Source organism: Paraburkholderia sp. PAMB 6770 (assembly GCF_057748135.1).
This window is the reverse complement of sequence record NZ_CM173238.1, coordinates 875178-892581: the sequence shown is the minus strand read 5'-3', so window position 1 is coordinate 892581 and position 17404 is coordinate 875178. Positions and strand designations below refer to the sequence as shown.

The 17404-nt window shown below is 63.0% G+C and carries 14 protein-coding genes, 1 tRNA gene and 1 pseudogene; 5 read left to right on the top strand and 11 right to left on the bottom strand.

The features are described 5' to 3' along the window. Positions 1 to 4: 4 nt before the first annotated feature. Together AC3AP7_RS04220 and AC3AP7_RS04215 are read right to left on the bottom strand one after the other, a co-directional pair. Positions 5 to 619, bottom strand: a complete 615-nt coding sequence (locus tag AC3AP7_RS04220) for a UbiX family flavin prenyltransferase (RefSeq protein WP_475765259.1) — start codon at positions 617 to 619, stop codon at positions 5 to 7. Next, the gene (locus AC3AP7_RS04215) at positions 612 to 2105 is read right to left on the bottom strand and encodes a UbiD family decarboxylase (RefSeq protein ID WP_475765261.1); all 1494 of its coding nucleotides are present in this window, start codon (positions 2103 to 2105) and stop codon (positions 612 to 614) included. Before AC3AP7_RS04215 ends, AC3AP7_RS04220 begins: the two co-directional genes overlap by 8 nt. 278 nt (positions 2106 to 2383) lie before the next feature. On the opposite strand from AC3AP7_RS04215, the gene AC3AP7_RS04210 reads away from it, so the two are divergent. The 3 genes from AC3AP7_RS04210 to AC3AP7_RS04200 are packed head-to-tail and all read left to right on the top strand — an operon-like array spanning position 2384 to position 5803. Continuing rightward, positions 2384 to 3325: a LysR family transcriptional regulator gene (locus AC3AP7_RS04210; RefSeq protein WP_475765263.1), complete on the top strand. Its 942-nt coding sequence runs from the start codon at positions 2384 to 2386 to the stop codon at positions 3323 to 3325. Continuing rightward, on the top strand, positions 3322 to 4761 hold the full coding sequence (locus tag AC3AP7_RS04205; RefSeq protein WP_475765265.1) for an aldehyde dehydrogenase family protein: 1440 nt from the start codon (positions 3322 to 3324) through the stop codon (positions 4759 to 4761). The genes AC3AP7_RS04210 and AC3AP7_RS04205 overlap by 4 nt, the downstream gene beginning before the upstream one ends. Before the next feature lie 19 nt (positions 4762 to 4780). After that, complete coding sequence (locus tag AC3AP7_RS04200) at positions 4781 to 5803, top strand: XdhC family protein (RefSeq protein ID WP_475765267.1); 1023 nt, start codon at positions 4781 to 4783, stop codon at positions 5801 to 5803. 432 nt (positions 5804 to 6235) lie between these two features. Here the strand turns inward: AC3AP7_RS04200 and AC3AP7_RS04195 are convergent, their stop codons facing one another. Further along, entirely contained in the window at positions 6236 to 6562 is a 327-nt protein-coding gene (locus tag AC3AP7_RS04195; protein WP_475765269.1) for a hypothetical protein, read from the bottom strand. Between the two features lie 499 nt (positions 6563 to 7061). After that, entirely contained in the window at positions 7062 to 8456 is a 1395-nt protein-coding gene (locus AC3AP7_RS04190; protein ID WP_475765271.1) for an MFS transporter, read from the bottom strand. Between the two features lie 133 nt (positions 8457 to 8589). Here AC3AP7_RS04190 and AC3AP7_RS04185 point away from each other — a divergent pair, with 133 nt between their 5' ends. Next, the gene (locus AC3AP7_RS04185; RefSeq protein ID WP_475765273.1) at positions 8590 to 9516 is read left to right on the top strand and encodes a LysR family transcriptional regulator; all 927 of its coding nucleotides are present in this window, start codon (positions 8590 to 8592) and stop codon (positions 9514 to 9516) included. Between the two features lie 106 nt (positions 9517 to 9622). On the opposite strand, the gene AC3AP7_RS04180 is transcribed toward AC3AP7_RS04185, so the two are convergent. The 3 genes and pseudogenes from AC3AP7_RS04180 to AC3AP7_RS04170 form a co-directional block, all read right to left on the bottom strand. Then, complete coding sequence (locus tag AC3AP7_RS04180; RefSeq protein WP_475765276.1) at positions 9623 to 11602, bottom strand: tetratricopeptide repeat protein; 1980 nt, start codon at positions 11600 to 11602, stop codon at positions 9623 to 9625. Positions 11603 to 12012: 410 nt separating this feature from the next. Then, entirely contained in the window at positions 12013 to 12321 is a 309-nt protein-coding gene (locus AC3AP7_RS04175) for a hypothetical protein (protein ID WP_475765278.1), read from the bottom strand. Beyond that, positions 12318 to 13181: pseudogene (locus AC3AP7_RS04170) on the bottom strand (ISNCY family transposase); the annotation flags it as partial. The gene AC3AP7_RS04175 and the pseudogene AC3AP7_RS04170, both read right to left, overlap by 4 nt. A gap of 424 nt (positions 13182 to 13605) precedes the next feature. Between AC3AP7_RS04170 and AC3AP7_RS04165 the strand changes: the two are divergent. Beyond that, a complete protein-coding gene (locus AC3AP7_RS04165) occupies positions 13606 to 13749 on the top strand; it encodes a hypothetical protein (RefSeq protein WP_475765280.1) in 144 nt (47 codons plus the stop codon). Positions 13750 to 13755: 6 nt separating this feature from the next. On the opposite strand, the gene AC3AP7_RS04160 is transcribed toward AC3AP7_RS04165, so the two are convergent. The 4 genes from AC3AP7_RS04160 to pheT form a co-directional block, all read right to left on the bottom strand. Then, positions 13756 to 13832, bottom strand: a tRNA-Pro gene (locus AC3AP7_RS04160). A gap of 69 nt (positions 13833 to 13901) precedes the next feature. After that, positions 13902 to 14306 carry a MerR family transcriptional regulator gene (locus AC3AP7_RS04155; protein WP_475765282.1) on the bottom strand — a complete coding sequence of 135 codons (405 nt, stop codon included), beginning with the start codon at positions 14304 to 14306 and terminating at the stop codon, positions 13902 to 13904. 45 nt (positions 14307 to 14351) lie between these two features. Continuing rightward, on the bottom strand, positions 14352 to 14762 hold the full coding sequence (locus AC3AP7_RS04150; protein ID WP_475765284.1) for an integration host factor subunit alpha: 411 nt from the start codon (positions 14760 to 14762) through the stop codon (positions 14352 to 14354). Between the two features lie 57 nt (positions 14763 to 14819). Continuing rightward, positions 14820 to 17255: a phenylalanine--tRNA ligase subunit beta gene (gene pheT, locus AC3AP7_RS04145; protein WP_475765288.1), complete on the bottom strand. Its 2436-nt coding sequence runs from the start codon at positions 17253 to 17255 to the stop codon at positions 14820 to 14822. Between the last annotated feature and the right edge of the window lie 149 nt (positions 17256 to 17404).

The following is a 17404-nucleotide window of genomic DNA, read 5'->3' as shown; positions in this document are numbered from 1 at the left end:
GACGTTACTCCTCATGTGCGGCGCGGCCGCCGAATTCATCGGCGAGACCGCTCCAGCGGCGCGCAATTTCGTCGTGCTCGATGCCGAACAGATCGAGAATGCGCCCCACTGTGTGGTCGACCACGTCGTCGATAGTCTGCGGATGCGCGTAGAACGCCGGCACTGGCGGCATCACGATCGCGCCCATTTCCGTGGCGAGCGTCATGTTGCGCAAATGCGCGAGATTGAGAGGCGTTTCGCGCGCGACCAGCACGAGGCGGCGGCGCTCCTTGAGCATCACATCGGCGGCGCGCGTGAGCAGGTTGTCCGCGAAGCCGTTCGCGACGCCTGCGAGCGTTTTCATCGAACATGGCGCGATCACCATGCCCTCGGTCAGAAACGATCCGCTCGCCACGGCCGCGCCGATATCGCGCACGTTGTACACCACATCGGCAACGGCTTCGAGGTCACCGCGAGTGAGGCCGAGTTCCTGTGCGGCCGTTACCGCGCCCGACGACGATACGATGAGATGCGTGTCGTGCGTGCCGAGCCGGCGCAATGCTCGGAGCAAACGCAGGCCGATCACCGCGCCGCTTGCGCCCGACATGCCGACGACGATGCGCTTCTTTCGTTCAGCCATGATCGCGCGACAAATAGGCGTCGAACGCGCTGTTGTCTGCGGCGACGAAAGCGCGCAGGTCGACCGTGTCTTGCCCCGGTATGCGCACGCGCGTGAACACATGGGCGGGATACACGACGGGACGCGTCGCATCGAGCCCCATCTTCGCGCTGACGCCTTGCTGATGCGACGGGGCATCGTCGGGCTGATCGACCGTCGTCGATGGATCGAGCGGCGAACCTTGCGCGCCTGTTATCACGACGAGATCGCGGTCTGCCTGGAAGCGCGTCGCGATTGCCCATTCGATTTCGGCGGGATCGTGCACGTTCACATCGGTATCGACGACGACGACCTGCTTGATGTCGTAATGCGCGCCGAACGCGCACAGGATGACGTTCTTCGCTTCGCCTTCGCGTTTCTTGTCGAATTGCACCCACAGGTGATAGCGGCAGACGCCGCCCACCGACAGATGCACGTCCTTCACGGCGGGATGACTGCGCTGAAGATGCGCAAGCAAGGTGGCTTCGCGCGGGATCGCGCCGAGCAGCAGATGCTCCATTTCAGCGGGCACAATCGTATGAAAGATCGGGTCGCGCCGATGCGTGACGGCCGTCACTTCGATGACTTCGCGTGCTTCCTTCGCGCTGTAGTACTTCGGAAATTCGCCGAACGGGCCTTCTGGCTCGCGCACGTTCGGCAAGATGCGCCCTTCAATGACGATCTCCGCGAACGCCGGCACGTGCACGCGGTTCGTCACGCATCGCGCGACAGGCAGCGGCGCGCCGTGCAGCGCGCCCGCGATTTCGAGTTCGTCGTGATCGATCGGCGTGATCGCTTGTGACGCCAGCATCGTGAGGGGATCGACGCCAATCGCGATGGCGACGTCGAGCGCGTCGCCCGCGGCTTCCGCGTCGCGCTGGAACGCGTAGAGATGGCGCGGCAGCAGCAGGATCGCCATGCGATCGGGGCCGTGCACCTGAATGCGGTTGATCGAGACGTTCTGCACGCCCGTGCGCGGATTGCGCGCGATCACGAGACCGGCGGTGATATACGGGCCGTTGTCGTGCTCGCTATGCGTGGGAATGGGCAGCAGCGCGTGGAGATCGATGCCGCTTGTATGCACCACCTGCTGACAGGGCGCGTCTTCAGCTTCAATCAGTTTCGATGCGAGCGGGGCTGAGGCCGCAGCGGAAAAACGCGCGAGCAGTGCTGATTCATCGACCCCCATCGCTTCCGCGATCCACCCGCGCTTCGACATGAAGCCACTCACGACGGGCATCGCATGTCCGCGCGGCTGCGTGAAAAAAGCCGCTTGTTCGCCGTCGAGGCGCTTTGCAATGGCGGCGAGTTCGTGCTCGAGCGCGACAGGCTTGTCGATCGTAGCGACACGGCCGGTTTTCGCGAGGTGCGCGAGCCAGTCGCGCAGCGACAGCGAGCCGGCATCGGCGTGATCCCGTGCCCAGGTGAATGAAGGAATGCCGTGCGTTGCGGCATCGCGAGGGTTCATCAACGTCTCCATCTGTGCGCGCTACCGGAGTGAGCGCATTGGATGGAAGCGTAGCTACGTCGACCTATAAGATCTAATACCGTTTTTTGATGCTCCGAATCATTCTGGCTTATATCCGTGTTCCTCCGGATGACAGCGTCCTTGCCGTTCCGTATCAATGTAACGGTCGATGTGGCTAGGCGGCAGGAGTATGAAGAATCCGCGCCCAGCGTGCACGCAGGAAGCGGGATGATAATGTCGGCACGGACTATTAGCGTCTCTGATGCCCCTCGGACAAAATGGACCTCAAACAAATCCAGTACTTCATCGCGTTGTTCGAGGACGGCTCGGTCACCCGTGCCGCGAAGCGGCTCAATATCGTGCAGCCGGCCTTGAGCATGCAGATCGCCAAGCTCGAGGACGAACTGCATCAACAGCTGTTCGAGCGCGGTGCGCACGGCATGGCGCCCACCCCCGCGGGACGGCTGATGTACCGCCTGTTTTTACCGATCGTGCGCGACCTTGCCCACGCGCGGCAGCAACTCGTGCAGCGCGACGAAGTGGTGACGGGGCATGTCGGCATCGGGCTGATCGCATCGGTGACGGAGAGCGTGCTCGCGGATTCGCTGTCGCGCTTTCACGCGCGTTACCCCGATGTCGAAGTCACCGTCGCCGATGGCTACAGCGCGACCTTCATCGACTGGGTGGCGGGCGGGCAGCTCGATGCGGCCCTCATCAACAAGCCGCGCGCGCGCCTTTCGCTCGACTCGCGCGCGCTGCTCGACGAGGAGATGGTGCTTGCCACCAGCGCCTCGCATGGCCCCGACTTGCCGCATGCAATCGAACTCGCGCAACTGCCCGAACTGGAACTGGTGCTGCCCACTAAACGTCATGGCCTGCGCGGCGTGCTCGACAGCGCCGCGCAACACGAGGACGTTCTGCTCGCGCCGCGCTTCGAGATCGACGTGCTTTCCACGATTCTCAAGCTCGTCGAGCACACGCGCTTCGCCACGATCCTGCCGCGCATCGTCGTCGAGCGCGCCGCGCGGCACGGCACGTTGCGCGCGTGCCCGATTCTGGCACCCCGCATCGTGCGGCACATTGTCTGCGTGAGTCATCCGCGTCGCCCGTTGAGCGCGGCGGCGGAAGCACTGATCGAGATCATCGGCGACGAGTTGCATCGGGCGTCGAACATGTCGGGCGACGAGCCCTCACACACCAACAAGGAACGTTCATCATGAACGCACGACACTGGATTGCCGGCGAATGGACCGGCACGCCCGACGTCGACAGCATCGATCCCGCGACGGGCGAGGCCATCGGCCGGTTCGCCGAGGGCGGATCGCGCGAAGCCGATGCGGCCATCGCCGGCGCACGCCACGCGTTCGATCGCACCACATGGGCGCAGGATGCGCGCTTGCGCCAGGACGTGCTGCTCGGCTGGGCTTCGGCGCTCGAAGCCGAACGCGACATGCTCGCGACGCTGCTCACGCGCGAAAATGGCAAGGCAATTGCGCAATCGCACGGCGAGATAGCAGGCGCGATATCGGAGGTACGCTATTACGCGGGGCTCGCGCGCCATATCGCCGGGCATGTGCTCGAACCGGAACCGGGCACGATATCGACGATGCTGCGCGAAGCCGCCGGCGTTGCGGCCATCATCGTGCCGTGGAATGCGCCCGCCGTGCTGCTCGTGCGTTCGCTCGCGCCCGCACTGGCGGCCGGCTGCACGACGATCGTCAAACCGGCGGCGCAGACGTCGCTGCTCACGGCCGCGATGTTGCGCTGCTTCGAGCGCACGGCGTTGCCTGGAGGCGCGGTGAACCTCGTCAACGAACGGGGATACGCGGCCAGCCAGCGGCTCGTCGATTCGCACGGCGTCGATGTGGTGAGCTTCACGGGATCGACGGCGACGGGCAAGAAAATCATGGCGGCAGCCGCCAACAGCATGAAGAAGCTATCGCTCGAACTTGGCGGCAAGTCATGCTGCGTCGTCTTCGACGATGCCGATGTTGCGGCGATCGCGCCGCGTCTCGCGCGCGCTGCCACGATCATTTCCGGGCAGCAATGCACGGCGGCGCGCCGGGTGCTGGTTCATGCATCGCGTGCTGCGCAAATGCGCGAGCACCTCACGTCGGCGCTGGCGGCGCTGAGGGTCGGACCGGGCATCGATCCGGCAACCGATATCGGCGCGCTCATCGACGGCCCGACGCGCGATGCGGTGGCAGGGACGATCGAGCGCGCGTGCTCAATGGCCGAGCGCGTGCTGCTGCGAGGCACGCGCTCCGGGCACGCGTTTTTGTCGCCGACGCTTGTCGAACACAGCGATCCGAAGGCGTTCTTTTGTCAGAACGAGATCTTCGGCCCGTTCGTCACGCTGGAAGTCTTCGAGAACGAAAGGGAAGCGATCGAGAAAGCCAACGACACAGTCTTCGGCCTCTCGGCAAGCGTATGGACGCACGACGCAGCGCGCGCATTCCGCGTCGCGCGTGCGCTGCGCAACGGCACTGTGTGGATCAATGACCACAACAAGCTTTTCGCCGAAGCCGAAACAGGCGGCTACCGCCAAAGCGGAGTGGGAAGGCTGCACGGCTACGATGCGCTTGCGGACTTCACCGAGTTGAAGCACATCTGCATGCCGGCCGGCGTTGCGGAAGGTATCGCACCGTTGCGGTGAATGGCAGGGAGGCGAGGCAATGGACAGCGTGGATCTCGAAGTCCTGAAAAGCAGCGCGCGATGGCTGGCAGACGGGCATCGCGTCCTGCTCGTGACGGTGGTGAAGACATGGGGATCGTCGCCGCGTCCCGTGGGCGCGATGCTCGCCGTGCGCGCCGATGGGCATGTGGTCGGATCCGTGTCGGGTGGATGCATCGAAGACGATCTGATCGACCGCGTGCGGCAGCGGGGCATCGAACACGAAAGGCCGCATGCGTTGAAGTACGGCATTAGCGCGCAAGAGGCGCATCGCTTTGGCCTGCCTTGTGGCGGCACCATTCAGCTCGTGCTGGAGCCGTTGACGCTTGCGAGCGGTATCGCCGAGCTGTCTGCCGCGGTGGAGGCAGGCAGGCTCGTGGCGCGCACGCTCGACATGGCGACGGGGGCTGCACGCCTCGAACCCGCACAGGCGACGGACGGCCTCTTCTTTGACGGAACGACGCTGCTGACCATCCATGGGCCCCGTTACCGGATGCTGGTGATCGGTGCGGGACAGTTGTCGCGCTATCTGTGCAGCATCGCGGTGGGGCTGGATTATCAGGTCACGGTGTGCGATCCGCGCGAGGAATATACGGAAGAGTGGAACGTGCCGGGCACGACGCTCGTTCGCGCCATGCCCGACGACACCGTGATGGAGATGAAGCTCGACGAACGCTGTGCGGTGATCGCGCTGACGCACGATCCGAAGCTCGACGATCTCGCGCTGATGGAAGCGCTGAAAACGCCGGCATTCTATGTGGGTGCGCTCGGATCGCGTCGCAATAACGCGGCGCGGCGCGAGCGCTTGAAGGAGTTCGATCTCAACGATGAAGAACTCGCGCGCCTGCACGGACCAGTGGGCATCTACATCGGCAGCCGGACGCCGCCGGAGATCGCCCTGTCGATACTTGCCGAATTGACGGCCGCGAAAAATGGCGTGTCGTTGCCGGAACTGCTACGTGTCGAAGGCGCGAAGGCGGCCCGGGAGATGGCGAGCAACGCGGTGGGCTGTGACGCCTTGTAAGCGGAGCAGAAACGAATTTTGCATGGTTTCTGCATGGTGCGAAGCGTTCACCACAGCAAAGCGTATTCGACACAGTCGATGCCTTACTCCCGGGTCTTGCGTCCGCGCCGCCGGCATTCACATCTGCGACGCTATGGGCCGATAGATCGCCGACAAGTTCTCCGCGCAGGCAGCGCTGCGAACGCCTCGTCGACACACTGTCAACTGTCGCGGCATTTATCGCCACGCATGCTTCCTGTACGCTGTATCCAACTCAACCGGAGAACAGCAATGCATTGCCGGGCTTTCGAATGTCCGATCAGATCGCGATCTGACCGGCCGCGGATGGTAGCGACCCCTCAACGCTCGGTGACCATTCCCTCGTTGATGCCAACCAGACCGCCTACGCCACCGTGTCCATACTGCTTTACGTTATCGGTGGCATAGGAACTCTCAGATGGTCGCACTGCTGGCCTTATGACCGACCAGTCCGCCCACATTGGCGTTGGCCAAGACGCCGACTGAGCTCCATGACCGCTGCACCGTCCCGTGGTTGCTTCCGAGGAGCCCACGGACGCTTCCCTGGTCCTTCTGGAATGCTGCCAACCGCAGCCGGACGCGCGGTGCACGAGCGTTGCCGGGGTGCGTTTGTGGAATTCGCCGAACTCGTGCGAATTTGCGCGGCACGGCAATCAAGCGCGCGTCTGCCGGCATCGCTGACAGCGCCGCCGTATGAACACACGCCAGCTGCAATTGCTGCTCGCGCTGGTGCTTCATCATCGGAGAAATCACAGATTCAGTTTGCAGTGAATGCCGAACACCCGAAGGGCTGGGACGAGCCAGACAAGGCTGTGCGTAAGGAGTACCTTGCTCAGCTCTGTGGGGAGAATTCGGCTGCGAAATGCATGTGGCATGACTGCGAGAAAAATCAACTGAACGAAAGGCCTACTGCGTTGACCATCTGTATGCAACTGGCACACGAATCTAGCAGATCGGGGTGTGCAGCGATGTCCGCTTTCGGACACGTCAACGACGTTCGAATGTCCGGCTGGCGCCGACAATGAACGGCAGAAGATGGCCGCACTGCGTCCCACGACCGGCCACGGCGTCGTACCGCAGCCCGCAAGTCATACGATCGGCATAACCGACCCAATTGAGACATCTGAGTCGGACTTCGCGGAAGACCGCTCGAGCCATCCAGAGTCTTCGCCAGATGCCGTTGTATTGCCACCGCAAAAGCCCACCTTCTTGGCGCTCATGCACCCGTCGTCACAACGTTTCAACTCGCGCATGCCTTGATAGACGATGCAGCTTTTGCAAGACCGAGCCATATTGTCACCAGGCTCAAAAGTGTCATGACAAAGGCCAAGATTACGGCGACATGCAGCCCTGCGGCAATATCGCTGGACTCGGGGCGCACGAGCGAACCGAACACGCCCACGCCCACCACGCCGCCGATCTGCCGCGCGGTATTCAGCACGCCCGAAGCGATGCCAATGGACGGCGATTCAACATGCGCGAGCACGGCGGTATTGATCGACGGCACCGCGAGCGCGACGCCGGTGCCGACGGCCAGCAAGGGCAACGCGATGGCGAGCGTGCTGCTGTCAGGGTGGATGAATGCCAGCGAGAAATATCCGAGCGCCGCCAGAGACTGGCCGACGACCATCGGCAAGCGATGGCCGAAGCGCGCGGTGAGGCGGCCCGAGACCACGTTCGCGATGGTCACGACGGCGGTCATCGGCAGGAATGCGATGCCGGTTTCGAGCGGCGTGTCATGGCGCGCGTTCTGGAAGAACAGACTCATCGCGAACATCAATCCGTAATAGCCGAAGTTCAGCGTTAGGCCCGTGATCGAACTGACGTTCAGCACGGCGTTTCGGAACAGCATGAGCGGTAACAGCGGCTGCACTTGACGTGCTTCGACGGCGACGAACAACGCGGCCGCCGCCAGCGCCGCCGCTAGACTCGTCATGACCGTCGCGCTGGTCCAGCCGAGCCGGCCGCCTTCGATGACGGCATAGGTCGGCGCAGCCAGCGCGATGATCGCGAGCAGTTGTCCGGCAAGATCGATGCGGCGCGCTGCGTGACGCACGGTGTCGGGCGCATGCGCGAGCGTTAGCCAAATGCCGGCAATGCCGATCGGCACGTTGATCAGGAAAATCGACGGCCAGCCGAACCGGTCAACGAGAACGCCGCCGACCAGCGGTCCCGCGCCGAGCGCAAGCGCGGCGGTGCCCGCCCAAATGCTTACGGCCTTCGCGCGCGTGTGCGCGTCCGGAAACGCCGCGCCGAGCAACGCCAGCGACGACGGCACACACAAAGCCGCGCCCACGCCTTGCAGCATGCGCGAGGCGACGAGCAGCGCCGCGCCACTCGAGAGACCGCAGCCGATTGACGCGAAGGTGAAAGCCGCAAAGCCGCTGACGAACACGCGTCGCGCGCCGAAGCGGTCGGCAAGCGCGCCCGCCGTCAGCAGCAGGCAGGCGAACGCCAGCGTGTACGCGTTGACTACCCATTCGAGCGCCGTCGCGTCGATCGCGAGGCTTGCGCGCATGTGGGCCAGCGCGACGTTCACGACGGTCACGTCGAGGCAGATGATGACAAAGCCGAGACTCGTTGCGAGCAGGGCGAGCCGCGATGATTGCTGCCGCGGGGTGGGATGTGTGCGCATGATGTCCGTGGGGGGAATGGCGCGGGCGTGTTGGAACCAGCCCGCAGTGTTGTCGCAAAGCCCGAACTGTATTCAAGAAGCAACGCTTGATAAACGCAGGTCGATTAGCAACAGAACCCAGTATCATTGAGGAATGGACCTTCTCAAAGCGATGGCGGTGTTCGTGCGCGTGGTGGAAACCGGCAGCCTGACGGGGGCGGCGGTGGCGTGCGACCTGTCGCCGACGATGGTCGGTAATCATCTTCAGGCGCTGGAAACGCGGCTAGGCACGCGGCTCATTCATCGCACGACGCGCAAGCAGCAGGTGAGCGCGTTCGGTCAGACATACTATGAACGCTGTGTCGAGATACTCGGCTTGATCGACGATTCCGAACGGCTCGCGCACGATCATCTCGTGACGCCGCGCGGCCGTCTGCGCGTGACTGCGCCGGTCATGTTCACCAACGAATGCCTGATTCCGGCCATCCCCGATTACTGCGAACGCTATCCCGAGGTGAAGCTAGATATCGTCGCGACCGACGCGGTCTCGGATCTCATCAACGACGGCTTCGAGGCGGCGATCCGCATCGGCACGCTCGGCAATCCGGATATGATCGCGCGGCCGCTCAAACCGTATCGGCTCGTGCTGTGCGCTTCGCGCGCGTATCTGAAAGCGCACGGCTCGCCCGCGACGCCCGACGCGCTACGCACGCACCAGTGCCTGACTTACGCGTATCCGCCGCGCTCCGAGTGGTATGCGGCGCAGCCCGAGTGGATCCTGCATGGCCCTGACGGGCATGTGAACGTGCCCGTCGATGGGCGGCTGAAAGTCGACAACTCGGAGGCACTGCGGCGCGCCGTGTTGCGCGGCCTCGGCATCGCGATGTTGCCCGCGATCTTGGTGAACGCCGATCTGCGCGCGAAGCGGCTGATCGAAGTGCTGCCGGACTGTGCCGCGCCCGAGCGGCAACTGAATCTGCTATATCTGCGCGAACGGCACACGTCGCCAAAACTGCGTAGCTTCATCGATTTCGTAATCGAACGCTTCGGCGCGGGAGCAACGACGCATCGTGGTGATTGAGCGGGAAGCGACCCGGAGCTGCCGGTCGATTGCAGAAAATCGAGTGGCCGGTTTCGGAGGTCAACCGGCTGCCCGAGCCGGATCAGAGCTGATCCCGACTCGCAGGCTACTCTCCAACCCTGTCCAGCCATGTCTTGTACGCTGGGTTTGTGTCGGCCGGCAAATTCCGCATATGGGCCTGAAACTCGTCCTGCATGCCGAACACTTTCCACACCAGTGGTGCCAACTGGGCAACCAGGCTGTTTGCTTGCCCCGCTTCGCGTAGCAGTTGCAGGCTGCGCTCCTTGTATTCCGCGAGTATGTCCGACTGGTAGTCCCGTGCCTTGCCCAAGCCGGAGATGTACATTAGCTTCGGGACCTCTACCGAGGGCCAGTGCAGGGCCATAGTGAGGGGCCAGTCAAGCATGGCACGCTCACCCCACATCGCGGATTTTGGCATGCGCTCGTTAGCAAGCAGCGTCAACGTGAAGGCTTGGCCCAACTCTCCCAGATACGCAGGCATGACATCCGTCGTGGGCCGCTGGTAGAACGCGTCCAGCGGCTGTTCTCGCTTCCGACCAATGCGCTCAAGTAAGCTCTTCTCAAGAGTGGCCACCAACGCTCCGATCTCTGCGCGCGCTACTTTTCCACTTTCGCTCGAGTGCTTTGTGCGAGTCGCGCAGTCCCAGAGCGTCAGAGACACCTGCCATTGGACCGGAGCGGCTTCCCCCGAAGTGCCGATCTCTCCGGTTATGAAGTACTTCATCCTCGACGGCACAGTCTCAAAGAGTGCGCTGCCGTCGGTTTCGCCTCCAGTTACGATCGGACCTGCACCCTCGACGATCTGGATGTAGCAGTTAGCCGCGTAGTCGCTCCAGTAGTGAGTAGCCTCAGCCAAATACAGGGGGATGGCGCGCGTAAGACGCCCTAGATCATCTTCCCGTTGTGATTCGGCTCGTTCCGAGCCGTCCATGATTTTCGAGAGCGCAAAGAAGCCGACTTCTTCGGCGTCTCCCGGCTTTTGTGTGAACAGCCAATTGGCATCGCGCAGCCCGTAGTGCCAAATCGGCTGGCTTAGCGCCAGCGTACTGATATTCAGGTTAGCTATATCTATCGGCGTGCCTTGTACTGCCTGGTTGCGCATTACCTGGAATGTTTGCGCGAACTGGTCAAGGTGGTGCTTGATTGGGGCGATGCCCAAGGGGTACATACGAGCGAGCAGCGCTTCGCCTTCATCGACCTTGCCGAGTTGTTGGCAGGCGCGCAGCAGGTTGAGGCCAGTCATGGGGTCGTGCTTGCGCTCATCATAGGCCGGACCAACAAGCCCGAGAATCAGCGGAACTTGGCCGTTGTTTCCCAAGTCGCCAGATATCATCATTAGCGAACTGCCGTCGAACTTGCCCCCCTCCAGCACTTCTACATAGAGAGCACGTGCCGCTTCGACGTCTTTCTGTTCCAGATGGTGGCGCGCCAACCACAACTGCGCGCGCCAACTGCCGGGCAGGGCCGCCACAGTGCGTAGCGCCTGTAGATAGGCCTCATCGCCTCCACGATCCCGCTGAATGGCCGCCCACCAGAGCAGTCCGTTGTCCTGATTCGGGTCGGCCTGTACTGCCCGCCAGAGAATTTCATGTGCGCGGGTCTCTTCACCACGCTCGGCGAATACTTTGGCCAGATTGGTCAGCAGGGTGCCGGTCTCTCCGGCTTTCGCCATACCGGCACGAAGCGTCGCCTCGGCGGCATCTAGCTGGCCGTTTTTCATTTGCACGATGCCGCGAATCGTATGGCTGCGCTCGGGGACGTCATCAATTTCGACAAGACGGGCAGCGGCGGGCATCAGGTCGGCTGCAAAGCCATCGTTAAGGCCAGAAATAATCTGGCTGTAGAGTTCCGCTGCATTGTTCCACTTCTGTTGCAGGTTGGGCAGGAAAACCTTATCGCGCCACTCGCTGCGCGGGATCTTCATCTCTCGGCCATACGCGTCGTAAGCGGTGATTAATTCACCATTGGCCGTTGGCGGATTCTCTGCTTCCGTGGGGATGGAGGAGGCAGTGATGGTGGCATCGCGCTTTTCGCCGCTCAGGGCTGACAGAATGCGTTTGAACATGGAATGGATTGACGAAGTCCGTGATTGGCCGCAACGATGCTCAGAGTCCCGCCCGAGACCTTATTTGCTGGGATCTTCTTACGCATTTGGCATCAGAAAATGAACAAATTTGCTCGCAGTCCGGCTTAACGGCAGTCGGCACCTGCAACTTGAGATATCGATTCGGCGACCGCTTTCGGAAGAGCCGATGACGTTCGAACGGCGGGGCCTCCCTTCCGATGAGTGACGCATGTTGGCCGCACTGTGCCCCACGGTCGAGCGCGCCGATCGCCTCGGTGGCGCGTTTTATGCAAAAGGCATCCGCGACGCCACGAGGCTTTTGTCTAGGCCATTCTGAAATGTCCGCTTTCCAGCCAAGTTCAAATGTCCGCTTTTGCAAGGGTTAAAGCTCTGTTTCCTGACGCTTCAACTCACGCAGTGTCGAAGGATTGCGCCTGAACGGGCAGGGTGCTTACGTCAGGTCCACGGCTCCTCGCAGCCCGCCGGCCAGGTTTGGAAGAACGTGCTGTTCTGCTTTGCGCGAGTGCCGTGACGACCTGTTCGACATCGGCCTGCGTGAACTCGCGCTGCTTCTTTGTCCCCGGCGGCCGTCCCGGTTTGCGCACCTCAAGGCCCTGATTCGTGCGTGACGGAGCGTCCGATGCCCGCCGGTTGTCGCGCTGCGCCTGTACCGCCTGCGCGACCTGCAGCACATGCGCCAGCCGCTTGTGCTCGATCACGGCGCCCTGATCGATTTCCGCCAGCCGGTCATATTGCCGGCACACCAGCACGCAGCCATCGCCCGGCCGAAGTGCGTCACGCTGCGCCCCGTACTGGCCGCGGACGCGCTGCGAAACACACTGGCCTTGTCGCTGTAGAACGCCCCCGGCTTGCCGTAACGTTCGATGTACGCACGCGTCGCCTCGAAATAGCTGAACGTCGACTCGCTCGCCGTGAAGTGCAGATGCATCAGCCGGCTCGTGGCGTCATCCACGTACACCAGCAACGTGCATTGTGGTGCGCGCTGCTCGAACCACGCGTGCTCACTGCCATCGATCTGGATCAGCTCGCCCAGACACGCCCGGCGTGCCCGCGGCTGGTACACCTTCGGTGGACGCTGTCGCCGCGGCACCCACAGACCGGCATCCGTCATCAGCCTCCGCACCGTTTCCTTCGCGAGCCGGATGCCATGGCACTCGACCAGCTTCTCGCAAGCCAGCGTTGGCCCGAAATCCGCATAGCGCTCACGGATGATCGCCCGTGCCCGGTCAGCCGTCGCCGCATCCAGCCGGTTATTGCTCGGCTTCGAGCACTTGCCAGAGATCAGGCCGCGTGGCCCGTCCTCGCGCCACCGGCCAACCAGTCGCCGGATCTGCCGCGTCGTCAGCCCAAGCCGCTCAGCCGCACGCCACGGCTTCAGCATCCCGTCGGCCACGTCCTGAATCACCTTGACCCGGTCCAGTTCGCGCAGTCGCTGCTCAACACCGAGTCGCTCGTCCAGCGGAAGCGGCTGAACGCCGAGCCAGGCACGCCCCTTCTTGCCAAACAGATCGGTGGCGGGGCATCGCTCGATCAGATGCGCGGCCAGAACCGCATGAATGTTTACGCCGACCGAAAATTGAGCCACTGGGGGTGCGGACAAAGGAGTAAAGCCGACACAAAGGAAAATGCCAGATTTTCGGCTGCGGGGCAATCGATGCAGCACCTTCACGCTGGTCACAGGTTCGAACAATCCCGTACACCCCACCAAGGCATCCAACAGAAAGCCCGGCCACACAGGAGATGCCGAGCGGATCCACCGGGATCCGATTACCATTTGATGATCGCTTTGTAGGTCGCAGAAAACAAAACCCCCGCAGAGCCTTGACTCTGCGGGGTTCCACCGCCTTTGCTGGCGGAAACGGAGGGGAACTCGAACGACCACGGGTTGCGAAATCAACTTGTCCTCTGCTGCGCGCTGCACCGAACAGCGAGAGTTGACTCCTAACTCACGACCAACGCCGAGCGACCAGGTCGACTGGCCCATGATCGAGAGCGCCGTCGCTACCACGACCGTTGACCCCATTCGCTATGCAAAAAATGATGATGAAGAAGGCGGTGGGGTAAAAAGTGGGGTAAAAATCGAGGCAAAGAAAAAGGCCTTACAAGCATTGCTTGTAAGGCCTTGATTTCTTTGGTCGGGGCGAGAGGATTTGAACCTCCGACCACCTGCACCCCATGCAGGTACGCTACCAGGCTGCGCTACGCCCCGAACAGCAAAATAGTATAACAGACACCAGACCCAATTAGAACCGCCGGCACCGAACAAACCGCCACTCGCTCAGCCGCTCAACAGATCGATCACGTGCAGCAGTTCCTTGCGCAACTGCTCGACATCCACGCTCGCCATCGCCCGCACCGGAGCCTCGAGCGGCTCGCTGTGCACTGCCGCGTCTTCCGCGGGCTCCACCACCGCACCGTGCGCATCCAGCCGGTTGCGCGCGCCGTTGATCGTAAAACCCTGCTCGTACAGCAACTCGCGAATGCGGCGAATCAGCAGCACCTCGTGATGCTGGTAATAGCGCCGGTTGCCGCGCCGCTTCACCGGCCTCAACTGCGTGAACTCCTGCTCCCAGTAACGCAGCACGTGTGGCTTGACCCCGCACAGCTCGCTGACTTCACCAATCGTGAAGTAACGTTTCGCCGGAATCGGGGGCAAGACGACTTTCTCGCCTGTCGTGGTCATCGTCAGCTAGCCGTCGTGATGGTTGCGCGGGCACGCGCCGGTCAATCAGCGCGCGAGGCTTGCCTCGGCACCGGTCTCGACCAGCGCCTTCAGCTTTTGACTTGCGTGGAATGTGACGACGCGGCGCGCGGCGATTGGAATCGCCTCACCCGTTTTCGGATTGCGGCCTGGACGCTGCGGCTTGTCGCGCAGCTGGAAGTTGCCGAAGCCCGACAGCTTCACGCTGTCGCCGCTTTCCAGTGCGTCGCGAATCACCTCGAAGAACGCCTCGACCATGTCCTTCGCTTCCCGCTTGTTGAGCCCGACATTGTCGAACAGCAACTCGGCCAGTTCGGCCTTGGTCAGCGTGGGCGTCTCCGCCGCCGTGCCGGCGGACGATGTCGGTAGGTCTCGAATCATGGCGCTACGCTGCGCCGTAAGAAGGGCTTCGAAATCACTCGAGTTCATTTCGTTCATATGTGTCAAATGGCGCGCCAACCCGAAACGGAAAATGCCGGAACTGCCGCTTGAGGGTCAACCACGCAACCGTGCGCCAAATGCTCGAGCCAGACGATCCACCAGGGTTTGAATGGCCAGATCGACCGTCTCGTCCTGAAGGGTTCCGCCAGTATCTTGCAAGGTCACCCGGAACGCAAGGCTTTTCTCGTGCCCTGCCAACCCACCGGAAGTATTTGATTTTGGACGAAATTCATCAAAAAGCGCAACCCTTCTGATGCTCCTGCAGGCGGCCTCCGGAAGCGCCTTTTGCATCTCGTCGAGCAGCGCCTGAACTTCGATCTTCTGGTCCACGACGATCGCAATGTCGCGTCGCACCGGCGGGAATTTCGACACCTCGCCCGGGCTCGGCAACGCGTGCGGCATCAGCGCGTCCGCTTCGATCTCGAACAGGATCGGCGCATGCGGCAAGTCGTATTTTTGTAACCAGCGCGGATGCAGTTCGCCGATCCAGCCGACCGCACGGCCGTCCAGTTCGACACGCGCGCTGCGCCCCGGATGCAGCGCGGGATGCTCGGCTTTCACGAAGCGCGCGAGCGCCGGTGCGAGAAGCGCTTCGAGGTCGCCCTTCACGTCGAAGAAATCGACCGCGCGGCTCGTCACACCCCATTGTTCGTCGAGCGCCGGTCCGTACGCGAGCGCGCCGATCATCTTCGGTTGTGCGAAGCCTTCGACCGTCATCTCGCCGGCCTTGATGGACGGATCGTGCAGGAAGACGCGGCCCGCCTCGAAGACCCGCACGCGCTCCGCGGTGCGCCGGTTCAGATTGGTGCGCAGCACGCCGACGAGGCTGCCGAACAGCGTCGTGCGCATCACCGAAAGCTGGCTGGCGATCGGGTTCAGCAGCTGCACCGGCCGGTCGTTGCCGGCGAAATCGCGTTCCCATTCCGCGTCGACGAAGCTGAAGCTGACCGTCTCCGCATAATCGCGCGCGGCGAGCGCGTGACGGATCGCATGAATCGAGCGCTGCGTCTCGTTCGTCGCGCGCATCTCGCTCTTCGCGACCGGCGGGCGCGCCGGAATCTTCTCGAAGCCGTAAATGCGTGCGACTTCCTCGATCAGATCCTCTTCGATCTCGATGTCGAACCGGTACGACGGCGGCGTCACCGCGAACACATCGCCGTCGCGCTCGAACGGCAAGCCAAGGCGCGTGAAGATCTGCGCGATCTCGTCGGCGCTGACCGGCACGCCGATGATGCGCTGCGCACGCGCGACGCGCAGGCTGACCGGCGCGCGCTGCGGCACGTTGACGCTCTGGTCGTCGACCGCACCGGCCTTGCCGCCGCAGATGTCGAGAATCAGTTGCGTGATGCGCTCGATATGCTCGACCGTCGTCGCATAATCGACGCCGCGCTCGAAGCGATGCCCCGCATCGGTCGAAAAGTTGTACCGGCGCGAGCGGCCGCGAATGCTGTCGGGCCACCAGAATGCGGCTTCGAGGTAGATGTTCGTCGTGTCGAGCGTCACCGCGGTGCTGTCGCCGCCCATGATGCCCGCGAGGCTTTCGATGGCCTGCTCGTCCGCGATCACGCCGACCGTCGCGTCGAGCTCGACCGTGTTGCCGTTCAGCAGCTTCAGCGTCTCGCCCTCGCGTGCCCAGCGCACGTCCATGCCGCCGTGGATCTTGTCCAGATCGAACACGTGCGACGGACGGCCGAGTTCGAGCATCACGTAGTTCGAAATATCGACCAGCGCGGAGATGCTGCGCTGCCCCGAACGTTCGAGCCGCTCGACCATCCACTGCGGCGTCTTCGCGCGCGCGTTCACGCCGCGAATGACGCGCCCGGAGAAGCGGCCGCACAGGTCCGGCGCCGAAATGTTCACCGGCAGCGTTTCTTCGAGCGTGACCGCCGCCGGCCGGATGTCGGGCGCGCGCAGCGGCGCGCCAGTGATCGCCGCGGTTTCGCGCGCAATGCCGAAGACCGACAGGCAATCCGCCTTGTTCGGCGTCAGCTTGATTTCGAAAATCGTATCGTCGAGGTTCAGCGTCTCGCGGATATCCTGGCCAATCGGCGTATCTTCCGGCAGGATCAGCAGCCCGCTATGATCTTCGGACAGCTTCAGTTCGCGCGCCGAGCACAGCATCCCCTGGCTTTCCACGCCGCGCAGCTTCGAGAGACGAATCGCAAATGGCGCACCGCCGTCCTCGGCGGGCGGCAGTTCGGCGCCCACCAGCGCGACCGGCACCCTGATGCCGGGCGCGACGTTCGGCGCACCGCACACGATGTTCAGCAGCGTGCCCGTGCCCGCATCGACCTGGCAGACGTTGAGCTTGTCCGCGTCCGGGTGCTTGACCACTTCGAGGACGCGCCCCACCACGATCTTGGTGGTCGGGGGCGCGGCCGGCCGCAGGCTTTCGACTTCGAGGCCCGCCATCGTCAGTGCGTGGGCGAGTTCGTCGGTCGTGAGTTGCGGGTCGACAAAGCTTCTCAGCCAGGATTCCGGGAATAGCATGATTCTGTGTACGTTCTGATCAGGTTGGTCCACGGCCGGCCGGCGTCTTCCGATATCGCCTGTCCGGCCGGCGGCACAGCTTGCGGCGCGTTCGCGACTACCTTCGCGAAGCGCTGCCGCCTTCGTTCGCGGCCCACGGTCGCGCGCCG